Origin of the sequence: Pseudomonas sp. R4-35-07 (genome assembly GCF_003852235.1) — a bacterium.
In the GTDB taxonomy this organism is placed as follows: Bacteria; Pseudomonadota; Gammaproteobacteria; order Pseudomonadales; family Pseudomonadaceae; genus Aquipseudomonas.
Genome location: NZ_CP027732.1, coordinates 298,261 through 312,463 on the forward strand (window position 1 = coordinate 298,261; position 14,203 = coordinate 312,463).

The 14,203-nt window shown below is 61.5% G+C and carries 11 protein-coding genes; 4 read left to right on the plus strand and 7 right to left on the minus strand.

Translation table 11 applies throughout. From position 1 onward, the window contains the following. Positions 1-113: 113 nt before the first annotated feature. Together betT and mgrA are read left to right on the plus strand one after the other, a co-directional pair. Positions 114-2,075, plus strand: a complete 1,962-nt coding sequence (betT, locus tag C4J89_RS01250; RefSeq protein ID WP_218565848.1) for a choline transporter BetT — start codon at positions 114-116, stop codon at positions 2,073-2,075. Positions 2,076-2,216: 141 nt separating this feature from the next. Then, positions 2,217-3,254, plus strand: a complete 1,038-nt coding sequence (mgrA, locus tag C4J89_RS01255) for an L-glyceraldehyde 3-phosphate reductase (RefSeq protein ID WP_124413537.1) — start codon at positions 2,217-2,219, stop codon at positions 3,252-3,254. Between the two features lie 146 nt (positions 3,255-3,400). Here the strand turns inward: mgrA and tauD are convergent, their stop codons facing one another. From tauD to C4J89_RS01290, 7 genes are all read right to left on the minus strand, one after another. Further along, positions 3,401-4,237: a taurine dioxygenase gene (tauD, locus tag C4J89_RS01260; protein WP_124413538.1), complete on the minus strand. Its 837-nt coding sequence runs from the start codon at positions 4,235-4,237 to the stop codon at positions 3,401-3,403. 14 nt (positions 4,238-4,251) lie between these two features. Then, positions 4,252-5,088, minus strand: coding sequence for a taurine ABC transporter permease TauC (gene tauC, locus C4J89_RS01265; RefSeq protein ID WP_124413539.1), 837 nt, complete (start codon positions 5,086-5,088; stop codon positions 4,252-4,254). Further along, positions 5,085-5,864: a taurine ABC transporter ATP-binding subunit gene (gene tauB / locus C4J89_RS01270; RefSeq protein WP_124413540.1), complete on the minus strand. Its 780-nt coding sequence runs from the start codon at positions 5,862-5,864 to the stop codon at positions 5,085-5,087. The genes tauC and tauB overlap by 4 nt, the downstream gene beginning before the upstream one ends. 13 nt (positions 5,865-5,877) lie before the next feature. Next, complete coding sequence (gene tauA, locus C4J89_RS01275; protein WP_124408813.1) at positions 5,878-6,855, minus strand: taurine ABC transporter substrate-binding protein; 978 nt, start codon at positions 6,853-6,855, stop codon at positions 5,878-5,880. A 246-nt stretch (positions 6,856-7,101) separates the two neighbouring features. Continuing rightward, positions 7,102-8,685 carry a glutamate--cysteine ligase gene (gene gshA / locus C4J89_RS01280; RefSeq protein ID WP_124406013.1) on the minus strand — a complete coding sequence of 528 codons (1,584 nt, stop codon included), beginning with the start codon at positions 8,683-8,685 and terminating at the stop codon, positions 7,102-7,104. A gap of 214 nt (positions 8,686-8,899) precedes the next feature. Then, a complete protein-coding gene (locus tag C4J89_RS01285; RefSeq protein ID WP_124360793.1) occupies positions 8,900-9,283 on the minus strand; it encodes a PaaI family thioesterase in 384 nt (127 codons plus the stop codon). Then, positions 9,283-11,607, minus strand: coding sequence for a Tex family protein (locus tag C4J89_RS01290; protein ID WP_124413541.1), 2,325 nt, complete (start codon positions 11,605-11,607; stop codon positions 9,283-9,285). The genes C4J89_RS01285 and C4J89_RS01290 overlap by 1 nt, the downstream gene beginning before the upstream one ends. Positions 11,608-11,962: 355 nt before the next feature. Here C4J89_RS01290 and ompR point away from each other — a divergent pair, with 355 nt between their 5' ends. Continuing rightward, entirely contained in the window at positions 11,963-12,703 is a 741-nt protein-coding gene (gene ompR, locus C4J89_RS01295; RefSeq protein WP_003236035.1) for a two-component system response regulator OmpR, read from the plus strand. Between the two features lie 117 nt (positions 12,704-12,820). Next, positions 12,821-14,134: an ATP-binding protein gene (locus C4J89_RS01300; protein WP_124360795.1), complete on the plus strand. Its 1,314-nt coding sequence runs from the start codon at positions 12,821-12,823 to the stop codon at positions 14,132-14,134. Positions 14,135-14,203: the final 69 nt, after the last annotated feature.

A 14,203-nucleotide genomic window follows, 5' to 3' on the forward strand; every position in this document is an offset into this window, starting at 1 on the left:
CTCACAACAGGAGGCTTACCTTTGCTGAGTCCGTTATTGACAGCCACATTTCACACCTCGGGGGTGCATGGTTCATGAGTGCATCGTCTACCCCGTCCAGCGGTCAGGTGCGCATGAATGCGCCCGTCTTCTACTTTGCTGCCACGGCTATTCTGCTGTTCGGCATCATTGTCATCGCTATCCCGCAACAGGCCGGTGCCTGGCTGCTGGCGGCGCAGAACTGGGCGGCCAATACGGTCGGCTGGTACTACATGCTGGCGATGACCCTGTATCTGGTCTTCGTGGTGGTCACCGCGTTATCGGGCTATGGCAAGATAAAACTCGGTGCCGACCACGACGAGCCCGAATTCAGTTACCTGTCCTGGGCCGGCATGCTGTTCGCCGCCGGGATCAGCATCACGCTGTTCTTCTTTTGCGTGTCCGAGCCGTTGACCCACCTGGTGCAACCGCCCCAGGGCGAGGCGCTGAATGCCGATGCGGCGCGCCAGGCCATGCAGATCCTGTTCCTGCACTGGGGCCTGCACGGCTGGGGCGTGTTCGCGTTTGTCGGCATGGCCCTGGCGTACTTCGCCTACCGGCATAACCTGCCGCTGGCGCTGCGTTCGGCGCTGTACCCGTTGATCGGCAAGCGCATCAATGGCCCGATCGGTTACGCGGTGGATGGCTTCGGCATCATCGCCACGGTGTTCGGCCTGGGCGCCGACATGGGTTTTGGCGTGCTGCACCTCAATTCCGGCCTGGATTACCTGTTCGGTATTGCCCATACGCAGTGGATCCAGGTGGGCTTGATCACCTTGATGATGGGCGCGGCGATCATCGTCGCCGTGGCCGGCGTCGACAAGGGCGTGCGGGTGATGTCCGACATCAACATGCTGCTGGCCTGCGCGTTGCTGCTGTTTGTGTTGTTTGCCGGGCCCACCCAGCATTTGCTCAACACCTTGATCCAGAACATCGGGGACTACCTGGGCGCCCTGCCGACCAAGAGTTTCGATGTGTACGCGTACGACAAACCCAGCGACTGGCTGGGTGGCTGGACGGTGTTCTACTGGGCGTGGTGGATCGCATGGTCGCCGTTCGTGGGCCTGTTCATCGCACGCATTTCCCGTGGCCGCACCATCCGTGAATTCGTGTTTGGCGTGCTGCTGATCCCGCTGGGTTTCACCCTGGCGTGGATGTCGATCTTCGGCAACAGCGCCATCGACCAGGTGCTCAACCATGGCATGACCGCGCTGGGCCAGTCCGCCATCGATGAACCGTCGATGAGCCTGTACCTGCTGCTGGAAACCTACCCGTGGAGTAAAACCGTGATTGCGGTCACGGTGTTCATCAGCTTTGTGTTCTTCGTGACCTCGGCCGATTCCGGCACCGTGGTGCTGTCGACGCTGTCGTCCAAGGGCGGCAACGCCGATGAAGACGGACCGAAATGGCTACGCGTGTTCTGGGGCGCGATGACCGCCCTGGTTACCAGCGCCTTGCTGTTTGCCGGCAGTATCGATTCGTTGAAATCAGCGGTGGTGCTCACTTCGCTGCCGTTCTCGCTGATCCTGTTGCTGATGATGTGGGGGCTGCACAAGGCGTTCTACCTCGAATCGCAAAAGCAGATCGCGCAGTTGCATTCGTTGGCGCCGGTGTCGGGCTCACGCAAGGGCACGGGCGGTTGGCGCCAGCGTTTGAGTCAGGCCGTGCATTTCCCGTCGCGGGATGAGGTGTACCGCTTCCTTGAGACCACGGTACGTCCGGCGATCGAAGAAGTGACGGCGGTATTTGTCGAAAAAGGCCTCAACGTCGTCACCCAGCCCGACCCGTCCAACGACAGCGTCAGCCTGGAAATCGGCCACGGCGAAGAGCATCCGTTCGTTTACCAGGTGCAGATGCGCGGCTATTTCACGCCTTCATTTGCGCGCGGCGGCATGGGGTCCAAACAGCTCAACAATCGCCGCTATTATCGGGCGGAAGTGCACTTGCGTGAGGGCAGCCAGGACTACGACCTAGTGGGCTATACCAAGGAGCAGATCATCAACGACATCCTCGACCAGTACGAGCGGCACCTGCAGTTCCTGCACCTGGTGCGCTGAGAAAACGTACGGCGCACCGTTCCTCTCAAGTAGGTCTTTGCTGTAAAAGGGAAAGGCAGACTTAAGCGATTCAGCGGGCTGAAAGGCCTGGGAATAACCTTATTCCCAGGCCTTGTTTGCCCCAAGCCTAGAGAGGATTCGATGACGTACATTGCTGCCGAAAACCGCTATGAATCTATCCCTTATCGCCGCGTAGGCCGCAGTGGATTGGTGCTGCCGGCACTGTCCCTGGGGTTGTGGCACAACTTTGGCGACAGCACCCCGATCGCCACCCAGCGCGCCCTGCTGCGCACCGCGTTCGACTTAGGCATCAACCACTTCGACCTGGCCAATAACTACGGCCCGCCCTACGGCAGCGCCGAGATCAACTTCGGCCGGTTGCTGCGCGAAGACTTCAAGCACTACCGGGACGAGCTGATCATTTCCAGCAAGGCCGGTTGGGACATGTGGCCCGGCCCCTATGGTCAGGGCGGGGGTTCGCGTAAATACGTGCTGGCGAGCCTGGACCAGAGCCTGCAACGCCTGGGCGTCGACTATGTGGATATTTTCTATTCGCACCGTTTCGACGCCGACACGCCGCTGGAAGAAACCGCCAGTGCGCTGGCCACCGCCGTGCAGCAGGGCAAGGCGTTGTACATCGGTATCTCGTCCTACTCCGGCGTAAAAACCCGTGAGATGGCTGCGCTGCTCAACGAGTGGAAAGTGCCGCTGTTGATTCACCAACCGGCCTACAACCTGCTCAACCGCTGGGTGGAAAAAGACCTGCTCGACACCACCGAAGAACTCGGTGCCGGGGTGATTGCGTTCACACCGTTGGCCCAGGGTTTGCTCACCGATAAATACCTCAACGGCGTGCCGGCCGACGCACGAGTGAACCGCCCAGGTGGCGGTTCGTTGCAGGCCAAGCACCTGTCCGACGCCAACATTGCCCATGTTCGCGCCCTCAACGAAATCGCCCAGCGTCGCGGCCAGAGCCTGGCGCAAATGGCGCTGGCCTGGACCCTGCGTGATCCACGGGTAACCAGCGCGCTGATCGGTGCCAGCCGACCGGAGCAGATCATCGAGAACGTCGGGGCGTTGAAGAACCTGAGTTTCAGCGCGGAAGAACTGGCGGAGATCGATCGGTTTGCCCTGGAAGGTGGGATCAACTTGTGGGAAAAACCATCCACCGCCGAATAACCTGACGCAGCTCGGTCAAACATGTGGGAGGGGGCTTGCTCCCGATAGCGGTGGATCAGTCAATAGATACAGTGACTGATCCACTGCCATCGGGAGCAAGCCCCCTCCCACATTTGGTCCTCAGTGTTGCTTGAAGTGTGTATGACTCAGAACGGCACATCGCCCAGGATGGTTGCCCTATGCATCACCCGCCGCTGTGGCCGGTAGTCATCCACTGCGTAATGCTGGGTCACGCGGTTGTCCCAGAACGCCACGTCATTTTCCTGCCAGCGCCAGCGGATGGTGAATTCCGGGCGTGTGGCATGGGCGAACAATAGTTTGAGAACCGCCGCGCTTTCGGCCGATTCCAGTTCATTGATCCGGGTGGTGAAGCCTTCGCTGACGAACAGCGATTTACGCCCGCTCACCGGGTGCGTGCGGATCACCGGGTGCGACAGGGGCGGGTTTTTTCGGCGGGCTTCTTCCCAACGGGCTCGGTCGTCGGCGGTGTTGCCAAAGCGCTCCAGTGGGAAAGACTGGGTGAAGTCGTGGGTGGCAGTCAGCCCATCGAGCAATGCTTTGAATGGCTCGGACAGCGCTTCATAAGCCGCTATGCCACTGGCCCACAAGGTATCGCCACCGAACGCCGGCAGCAGTTTGGCGCTGAGCACCGCGCCCAGGGCTGGCGTGGGCAGGAAGGTCACGTCGGTGTGCCATACGGCGTTATCACGCACATCGGTGACCGCCGTGTCGAGGATCAACACTTCGGGCTGCTCCGGCACGTTGGGGTAGATCGGGTGGATGTGCAGGTCGCCGAAATTCGCCGCGAACCGTGCCTGTTGCTGCGGGGTGATCGGCTGGTCCCGGAAGAACAGCACCGAATGCTTAAGCAGGGCTTGTTCGATGGCGTCGCGCTGTTCGGTGCTCAGTGTCTGGGTGATATCGACGCCACTGATCTGGGCGCCGAGCGCGATGCTTAGTGGGGTAACGGTCAGGCTGCTCATTTATTCATCATCACTCAGTGTGCCTGGCCATGCCACGGCACTAATTTACGCTGCAGGGCGCGCAGGCCCATTTCCATGGCGAAGGCGATCAGCGCGATCACCAGGATGCCGAGGACCACGACGTCAGTGACCAGAAACTGCGCCGCCGACTGCACCATGAAGCCCAGGCCGCTGGTGGCGGCGATCAGCTCGGCAGCCACCAGGGTCGACCAACCCACACCCAGGCCGATGCGCACGCCAGTGAGGATGTCGGGCAGGGCGCTGGGCAGGATCACATGCCGAATCAACTGCGCACGGGTCGCGCCCAGCGACTGTGCGGCGCGCAACTTGGCCGGGTCGACCGTGCGTACGCCGGTCGCGGTGGCGATGGCAATCGGCGCAAAGATCGCCAGGTAAATCAGCAGTACCTTGGACAGCTCGCCAATGCCGCACCAGATCACGATCAACGGCAGATAGGCCAGCGGCGGGATCGGCCGGTAAAACTCGATCAGCGGGTCGAGAATGCCACGGGCGATACGGTTGGCACCGATGGCGATGCCCACCGGCACGGCCGTCAGCACCGCAAAGCCCAAACCCAGGCCGATGCGGCTGAGGCTCGCGCCCAGGTGCTGCCACAAGGTGGAATCCATATACCCCGTAGTCGCCAGCAACCAGCCTTTTTGCAACACGGCAGAGGGCGGCGGCAGGAACAGCGGCTCGATCAAGCCGGTGGCGGTCACCGCCCACCAGATAGCCAGCAAGGCCAACAGGGTCAACAGGCTGATCCAGCGCGTGCTCACGCGGCGGCGTACGGGAATGACGGCGTGTGTCACCGGCTTGGCCGCCGTGGCGGCGAATTCGTAGCTGCTCATGCGCACACCTGCCGTTGCGAGAACACTTTGCCCAGCACGTGTTCGCGGGTTTCGATAAAGCGCGGGTCGGACTTGATCGCCCGTGCCGATTCGCCCGCCGCATAGCGTTGGCCGAAGTCCAGGTGCAGGCGCTCGACGATCTGGCCGGGGTTGGGCGCCAGCAGGATCAAGTCCGTGGCAAGGAACACCGCTTCTTCGATGTCATGGGTGATCAGGAACACCGGCTTGGCCGCGCGTCGCCAGACTTGCAGCAGCAGTTCCTGCATCTGTTCGCGGGTGAAGGCATCGAGGGCGCCGAAGGGCTCGTCCATCAGCAATACGCGAGGGTCGGCCGCCAAGGCGCGGGCAAGGCCGACGCGTTGCTTCTGGCCGCCAGAGAGTTGCCAGATGCGGCGGCTGTCGAAACCGCCCAGGTCAACCAGCGCGAGCATTTCCCGGGCGCGCACTTCACGTTGCGCCTTGGGCACGCCGGCCAGTTCCAGGCCGAAGGCGACGTTGGCCAGCACGTCCTGCCAGGGCAGCAGGGCATCGTCCTGGAACACCACGCCGCGTTCGGCGCTGGGCCCCTTGACCGGCACGCCATCAAGGGTGATGCGCCCGGCCGAGGGCTCGACAAAGCCGGCAATCAGGTTCAACAGCGAAGTCTTGCCACTGCCGGACGGGCCGAGGGCAACCAGCAATTGCTGGGGCCCAAGCTCGAGTGAAATATCCGCCAGTACCGGTTCCGGAGCGCCTGGGTACTGTGCGCTGATGCGCTCCAGCTGTAGCAAGGCCATCGCGATGAACTCCTCAGTTAGTGATGAATTTGGCGCTGATGTAAGGGGCGTAGTCTGGGAGCACGGCATCGACCTTGCCCTGTTCCTTGAGGAACGCCGCAGTGTCGGTGACGGCCTTGGTGGTCGGCGCGCCCAGCAGGGTCACCTGGTCAGCGGCCAGCGGGTAGACGTTGCCTTGCAACAGCAGTGGGATGTCGCTGGCCTTGGCACCGGAGAGCTTGACCAGTTTGTCGACGTTGCCTTTGTCGGCGAGCCAGGCTTGTGGGTCTTTGCGGTAAGCCGCGTAGGCATCCAGGGTGACTTTGGCGAAGGCGGTGACGATTTCCGGATGCTTCTCGGCAAAATCCTTACGCACGATCCAGGCATCGAAGGTCGGTGCACCGAACTTGGCTAGTTCGCCGGAAGTGATCAACACCTTGCCGTTTTCCTTGGCTACGCCCAGGGCCGGGTCCCACACATAGGTGGCGTCGATATCACCGCGCTTCCAGGCGGCGATGATGGCCGGTGGTGCGAGATTGAGGATGGTTACTTTCGAGGGGTCGATGTTCCAGTGCTTCAGCGCGGCCAACAGGCTGTAGTGACCGGTGGACACGAACGGCACGGCGATCTTTTTACCGATCAGGTCCTGCGGGCTGTTGATCCCCGAACCATCGCGTGCCACCAGGGCTTCGGCGCCGCCGATCTGGGTGGCGACGAGAAAGGTCTGCACCGGTACGTTGCGGGTGATTGCGGCGGTCAACGGGCTGGAACCGAGGTAACCGATCTGCACGTCGCCCGAGGCGATGGCGGCGATGATATCGGCGCCATTGTCGAATTTGCGCCAGTCGATTTTGGCATTGGTGGCTTTTTCATAGGCGCCATCGGCCTGGGCAACTTTCGCCGGGTCGACGGTGGTCTGGTACGCGACGGTCACATCCGCCGCCTGGGCAAACAGACTGGCACCGGCCAGGGACAACGCCGCCAGCAAGCGCAGGGGGGTCAGCAGTTTCAAAGGGAAGCTCCTCGATCAGGCGGCCGGGGGTCGGCGTGTGAGGAGACTAAATGATCTAAGAATTCGAAAATAAATAACATTTTCGAATTAGCTTAGTCGGAGAAGAATTGAAGTAAACCTTTGAGCATATGAGAGACAAATGTGGGAGGGGGCTTGCTCCCGATAGCGGTGGATCAGTCACTGATGGAGCGACTGCCACGCTGCTATCGGGAGCAAGCCCCCTCCCACAATGGACCGCGTTCGGTCTTAGTTACTGATCGCCAGAATACTCGCCTGGTACGACCCTACAAACACATCGAAATCGCCCACTTCATTCTGCTCAAGCTCCGCCTGCTGGGCCAGCGACGTACGTGCCAGTTCCTCAAAGCGTGCCTGTTCCTCAGCGGGAAGCGGCTCCTTGCGAAAGTACTCAGCATGCACCTCGCTCTGATGCAGGGAGAACTGCGCAAAGCTTTCCTTGCGCTCGGCCATCGCTGCCAGCACCTGAGCCGATGGCGTCAGTGACGGGTCATTGACCTTCGCCAACTGCGCGTCCAGGGCCTGGCTGTGCTCAGTAATGCCGTGGCTTGCATCGAGCAGCGCGGCCAGGGGGGCAATGTGCTCCAGCAGCTCGGTGGCCCACTCTTTCATATCCACCGCTTGGCCCTCACGCTGCAATTGCAGGCCCGGACGGCGACCTTCCTTGACCACGCTGAGGAAGTTGGAGGTGGCATTCCCGCATTCATTATTGGCGAACAGCGGGCTGTCATTCAGCGCGCAATACAGCAGGAACGCATCGAGAAAGCGCGACTCTGGAAGATCGATGCCCATCGGCAGGAACGGGTTGATGTCCAGGCAGCGCACTTCGATGTACTGAATGCCTCGCGCCATCAGCGCCTGGATCGGCCGCTCGCCGGTATAGGTCACGCGCTTGGGGCGGATGTTGGAGTAGTACTCGTTTTCGATCTGCAGGATGTTGGTGTTGAGCTGCACCCATTCACCGTCCTTGTGCGTGCCGACTTCGACATAGGGCGCGTAGGGCGTTGCCACCGCTTCGCGCAGGCTGTCGGTGTAGCTGGCCAGGTCGTTGTAGCACGGCGTGAGGCCGGCCTGGGCGTTGCTCTGGTAACCCAGGTCGCTCATGCGCAGGCTGGTGGCGTACGGCAAGTACAAGGTGTCGGCGTCGAGCACTTCAAGCTGGTGCGAGCGACCGCGCAGGAAGCCCGCGTCCAGGGCCGGCGAGGCACCGAACAGGTACATCAACAGCCAGCTGTAGCGCCGGAAGTTACGGATCAGCGCGATATAGGCGGTGGACTGATAGTCGCGGTCGGTGCCGACAAACCCTTCGGCTTCCTTGAGCAGCGGCCACAGCTGTTCCGGCAGCGAGAAGTTGTAGTGGATGCCGGCAATGCATTGCATGGTCTTGCCGTAGCGCAGGGCCAGGCCCTTGCGATAAACGTACTTGAGCTGCCCGATATTGGAGGTGCCGTAGTAGGCAATCGGAATATCTTCCTCGGCCGGCAACGGACACGGCATCGAGGGGCTCCATAGGTACTCGCTGCCCAGCTTGGTGTAGGCAAAGCGATGGATCTTGTCCAGGCTGCTCAGGGTATCGGCCGGGTTGGGCAGCGCGGGGGTGATGAACTCCAGCAGCGATTCCGAGTAATCGGTCGTGATCTGTTCGTGAGTCAACGCGGCGCCCAGGGCTTCCGGGTGCGGCGTCTGGGCCAGGCGACCCTCGCTGGTGACGCGCAGGCATTCACGCTCGATGCCATGCAGGCAGTGCTCTAGCAGGGAGAGGTGTTCGCGCTTGCCGAGCAGAGCCAGGCGGCGGTTGAGAAGTTCGCTCAAGTTGGATTCCTTCACGCGTCAGTCGCCCCAATATGGGGGTGGGCAAGACGGTCTACAAGGGTGAAGTTGAAACTGGCGTGATCGCCTGGTTCTGAGTCGATTTGACCCGCTCTGAATATGCCGACTTCACTCCATGAATTGGGCTACAGCGCAGCGAGAAAATTCCGACGCTGTTGTCACAGCGCCGAAATTAACTCAAATCATGGGCGGGGAGCTATAGGACAGCGAACGTGCCCTGCGCTTTTGCGACAAGTCTGTCGCCTTGGTACACGTCGGCTTCGACTACTAATGTGCGCCTGCCGGCGTGGATCACCCGGCTGGTGCACAGTACGTCACCGTCTTCCACGGCGCGGATATAGTTGATTTTGCACTCGATGGTCGCGCTCTGCTGGTCGAACCCATGGGCGCTGGAGCAGGCCAGGCCCATGGTGATGTCCACCAGGCTGAAAATCGCGCCGCCATGCAACTTGCCGCCGCGATTGCGCAAATGCGGCGCCAGGCTCAGGGCCACCTCGGCAACGCCCTCATCCAGGCGCTGCAGGCGGCAGCCGATCAGTTCGCTGAACGCGCTCTGGGTCAAACCGGCCGGGATATCCATCAGCGCTTCTTCAACTGCTTGGCGTTGGCGAACAGCGAGGCCATGGCGTTGTTGCTCGGTGCGGCTGTCGCGGTTTCCTTGCGCGGCGCGGTGTTCTGCGACGAGCGCGGGGCCGAGCCAGGACGAGCACCACGGGCGCCGTCGATTTTCTCGCCGGGGGTGTCGCTCATGCGCATCGACAGGCCAACGCGTTTGCGCGGGATGTCGACTTCCATCACCTTGACCTTGACCACATCACCGGCTTTCACTGCTTCGCGGGGATCCTTGATGAACTTCTCTGAAAGCGCGGAGATATGCACCAAACCGTCCTGATGCACGCCGATATCCACGAACGCGCCAAAGTTGGTCACGTTGGTCACCACACCTTCGAGGATCATGCCCAGTTGCAGGTCCTTGAGGTCTTCGACACCGTCTTGGAACTCGGCGGTCTTGAATTCGGGGCGGGGGTCGCGGCCGGGTTTTTCAAGCTCTTGCAGGATGTCGGTGATGGTCGGCACGCCGAAGGTTTCGTCGGTGTACTTCTTCGGGTCCAGACGCTTGAGGAACGCGGCGTCGCCGATCAGCGAGCGGATGTCACGGTCGGTTTCGGCGGCGATTCGCTGCACCAGCGGATAGGCTTCCGGGTGGACCGCAGAGGCATCCAGCGGGTTATCGCCGTTCATTACGCGTAGGAAACCGGCGGCTTGCTCGAAGGTTTTCTCGCCCAGGCGCGCAACCTTTTTCAGTGCGGCGCGGGTTTTGAAGGCGCCATTCTCGTCGCGGTGGGTGACGATATTCTGCGCCAGGGTAGCGTTGAGGCCAGAAATACGTGCGAGCAGCGCCACGGAAGCGGTGTTCACGTCCACACCCACGGCGTTCACGCAGTCTTCCACCACAGCATCCAGGCCACGCGCCAGCTTGAGCTGCGACACGTCGTGCTGGTATTGGCCGACACCGATGGATTTAGGATCGATCTTCACCAGCTCGGCCAGCGGGTCCTGCAGGCGACGGGCAATCGACACGGCGCCGCGGATCGACACATCGAGGTCCGGGAATTCCTTGGACGCCAGTTCCGAGGCCGAGTACACCGAAGCGCCTGCCTCGGAGACCATGACCTTGGTCATCTTCATGGCCGGGTATTTTTTGATCAGCTCGGCGGCCAACTTATCGGTTTCGCGGCTGGCGGTGCCGTTGCCGATGGCGATCAGGTCCACGGCATGTTTGGCGCACAGGGCGGCCAGGATGGCGAGGGTCTGGTCCCACTTGTTGTGCGGTACGTGCGGGTAGACGGTGGCGTGGTCCAGCAGCTTGCCGGTGGCGTCGACCACCGCGACCTTGCAGCCGGTGCGCAGGCCCGGGTCCAGGCCCAGGGTGGCGCGTGGGCCCGCCGGAGCGGCCAGCAGCAGGTCATGCAGGTTGTGGGCGAATACGTTGATCGCCTCGGTTTCGGCGCCGTCACGCAGCTCGCCGAGCAGGTCGGTTTCCAGGTGGGTATAGAGCTTGACCTTCCAGGTCCAGCGCACGACCTCACTGAGCCACTTGTCCGCAGGACGATTCTGATTCTGAATGCCGAATTGTTGACCGATCATGCCCTCGCACGGGTGCATGGTGCCCGGCAGCTCGTCGCCGACTTTCAGCGCGGAGCTGAGAATGCCCTCGTTACGGCCACGGAAGATCGCCAGGGCGCGGTGGGACGGCATGCTCTTGAGGGGCTCGTCGTGTTCGAAGTAATCGCGGAACTTGGCGCCTTCTTCCTCTTTGCCGGCGATGACGCGGGCGCTGAGGATGGCTTCCTGTTTCAGGTAGGTACGCAGTTTTTCCAGCAGGCTGGCGTTTTCCGCGAAGCGCTCCATCAGGATGTATTTGGCGCCCTCCAGGGCAGCCTTGATATCGGCGACGCCTTTTTGCGCGTCGACAAAGCGCGCGGCTTCGGTTTCCGGGGTCAGCGATGGGTCGTTGAACAGGCCGTCGGCCAGGTCGCCCAGGCCAGCTTCCAGGGCGATCTGACCCTTTGTGCGACGTTTCTGTTTATACGGCAGGTAAAGGTCTTCGAGGCGGGTCTTGGTGTCGGCGAGCTTGATGTCGCGTTCCAATTGCGGGGTCAACTTGCCCTGTTCCTCGATGCTGGCAAGGATGCTGATACGCCGCTCGTCGAGTTCTCGCAGGTAACGCAGGCGTTCTTCCAGGTGCCGCAGCTGGATGTCGTCAAGGCTGCCGGTCACTTCTTTTCGGTAACGGGCGATGAAAGGCACCGTGGAGCCTTCATCCAGTAGCGCGACGGCCGCTTCGACCTGTTGTGGGCGTACACCGAGTTCCTCGGCGATGCGGCTGTTGATGCTGTCCATAAAACCACCTGAAATTCTGAAAAGCAGCTCGCAGACCCGGAAAACAAGGCCTTGCGAGGCTGGTTGAGCGGCCCGACTGGCGCCGCTGCCTGGGTCAAGAGGCAGTCTGTTGACCCTCGAAATCGAAAAAACACGACAAGCGGGTAAAAAAAGCCTGGCAGTAAACGGTAACGATCTGACGTTGCCCTGCACGAAGGCGCCGCATTATAACCAGCGTTCTGCCCTTGGGGGCTACTGCGCCAGTGGTTGTAGAGCGCGGCTTGGCTGGCAGTAGAGGAAAAATCTGCTAACAATGCACACGGTGCGTATAACGGCAGCTAGGCCATAATGCGCGCCGAGATAAGAGGAGCATCTAATGAGCAGCACTGCACAAACTGCTGAAGGCGAAAAAATTCTCATCGTTGACGACGATCCGGGGCTGAGCAGCCTGCTGGAGCGTTTTTTCAACTCCAAAGGCTACCGGGCGCGCGCGGTGCCGAACACCGAGCAGATGGACCGCCTGTTGGGGCGTGAAGTGTTCAATCTGGTCGTGCTCGACCTGATGCTGCCCGGCGAAGACGGCCTGACCGCCTGCAAGCGTCTGCGCGGCGCGAACAACCAGATCCCGATCATCATGCTCACTGCCAAGGGTGATGAGCTGAGCCGCATCAAGGGCCTTGAACTGGGCGCTGATGACTACCTGGCCAAGCCGTTCAACCCGGACGAGCTGATGGCACGGGTCAAGGCCGTATTGCGTCGCCAGGCCCCGTCGGTACCGGGTGCGCCGGGCAGCGAAGACGAAAGCGTGACCTTTGGCGACTACGAGTTGTCCCTGGCGACCCGCGAGCTTAAGCGTGGCGACGAAGTGCACATGCTCACTACCGGCGAATTCGCGGTGCTCAAGGCCCTGGTGATGAACGCTCGCCAGCCGCTGACCCGCGACAAGCTGATGAACCTGGCCCGTGGCCGAGAATGGGACGCCCTGGAGCGCTCCATCGACGTGCAGATTTCCCGACTGCGCCGGATGATCGAGCCGGACCCTTCCAAGCCGCGGTATATCCAGACGGTGTGGGGTGTGGGTTATGTGTTTGTGCCGGATGGCACCGCAACCAAGTGACCGATGATTTGCAGGGGGCGGGCATCCGGCGTTTGATTCCATGAGGATCGACGGGGTGTCCGGCGTCTGCAATTCTGCGAGCGCCGCTCGTTCCTGCAAGGTGTCTAGCTGTCTCCTATGAAAACCCCGCTGTGGTTCCCGCAAAGTTTCTTCTCCCGCACCCTTTGGCTGGTGCTGATCGTCGTTCTGTTTTCGAAGGCACTCACACTGGTTTATCTCTTGATGAACGAGGACGTGCTGGTGGATCGGCAGTACAGCCATGGCGTCGCCTTGACGTTGCGCGCCTACTGGGCCGTAGACCCTGAGAACCGTGAAAAGGTAGCCAAGGCCTCAACCCTGATCCGGGTTGATGGGGCCGGCGTGCCTGAGGGCGAACAGCATTGGCCCTACAGTGAGATCTACCAGCGCCAGATGCAGGCGGAACTGGGCGACGACACCGAGGTGCGGCTGCGCATGCATGTGTCGCCTGCGCTGTGGGTGAGGGCGCCCAGCCTGGGAGATGCCTGGATCAAGGTACCGCTGTATCCGCACCCGTTGCGCGGGCAGAAAATCTGGAACGTATTGGGCTGGTTCCTCGCCATTGGCTTGCTTTCAACCGCGTCCGCGTGGATTTTCGTGCGCCAGCTCAATCAACCGCTCAAACGCTTGGTGTTCGCGGCCCGCCAATTGGGCCAGGGGCGCAGCGTGCGCCTGCCAGTCAGCGATACGCCCAGTGAGATGACCGAGGTGTACGGCGCGTTCAACCAGATGGCGGAGGATGTCGAGCAGGCCGGGCGCGAGCGCGAGCTGATGCTGGCGGGCGTGTCCCATGACCTGCGTACACCGTTGACGCGATTGCGCTTGTCCCTGGAGTTGATGGGCAACCATACCGACCTCACCGATGACATGGTGCGCGACATCGAGGACATGGATGCGATTCTGGACCAGTTCCTGGCATTCATCCGTGATGGGCGCGACGAGGTAGTGGAGGAGGTTGACCTGACCGATCTGGTACGTGAAGTGGTCGCGCCCTACAACCAGAGTGGTGAGCAGGTGCGTCTGCGCCTGGAGCCGATTCAACCGTTTGCGTTGCGCAGGGTGTCGATGAAGCGCCTGCTGAACAACCTGATCGGCAATGCCTTGCATCATGCCGGTTCGGATGTGGAAGTGGCGGCGTACGTGTCTGGCGACAGCGCTGCGCCCTATGTCGTGCTGAGCGTGATGGACCGCGGCACCGGTATCGACCCGGCGGAACTGGAGGCCATCTTCAACCCGTTCACTCGTGGCGACCGCGCCCGGGGCGGTAAAGGTACCGGCTTGGGCTTGGCGATTGTGCGGCGGATTGCGTCGATGCATGGCGGCAATGTCGAGTTGCGCAACCGCGAAGAGGGCGGCCTGGAGGCGCGGGTGCGCCTGCCGCTTGGATTGATGTTGCCCAGGGATGCGGTCTAACAGACAACATGAATCAAATGTGGGAGGGGGCTTGCTCCCGATAGCAGAATGCCAGTCAATGCAGATGTG

What these genes read in the sequence shown, in the direction of transcription:
- betT (WP_218565848.1), top strand. Translation starts at nt 114, where the DNA reads ATGAATGCGCCCGTCTTCTACTTTGCTGCCACGGCTATTCTGCTGTTC.
- mgrA (WP_124413537.1), top strand. Translation starts at nt 2,217, where the DNA reads ATGACGTACATTGCTGCCGAAAACCGCTATGAATCTATCCCTTATCGC.
- tauD (WP_124413538.1), bottom strand. Translation starts at nt 4,237, where the DNA reads ATGAGCAGCCTGACCGTTACCCCACTAAGCATCGCGCTCGGCGCCCAG.
- tauC (WP_124413539.1), bottom strand. Translation starts at nt 5,088, where the DNA reads ATGAGCAGCTACGAATTCGCCGCCACGGCGGCCAAGCCGGTGACACAC.
- tauB (WP_124413540.1), bottom strand. Translation starts at nt 5,864, where the DNA reads ATGGCCTTGCTACAGCTGGAGCGCATCAGCGCACAGTACCCAGGCGCT.
- C4J89_RS01285 (WP_124360793.1), bottom strand. Translation starts at nt 9,283, where the DNA reads ATGGATATCCCGGCCGGTTTGACCCAGAGCGCGTTCAGCGAACTGATC.
- C4J89_RS01290 (WP_124413541.1), bottom strand. Translation starts at nt 11,607, where the DNA reads ATGGACAGCATCAACAGCCGCATCGCCGAGGAACTCGGTGTACGCCCA.
- ompR (WP_003236035.1), top strand. Translation starts at nt 11,963, where the DNA reads ATGAGCAGCACTGCACAAACTGCTGAAGGCGAAAAAATTCTCATCGTT.
- C4J89_RS01300 (WP_124360795.1), top strand. Translation starts at nt 12,821, where the DNA reads ATGAAAACCCCGCTGTGGTTCCCGCAAAGTTTCTTCTCCCGCACCCTT.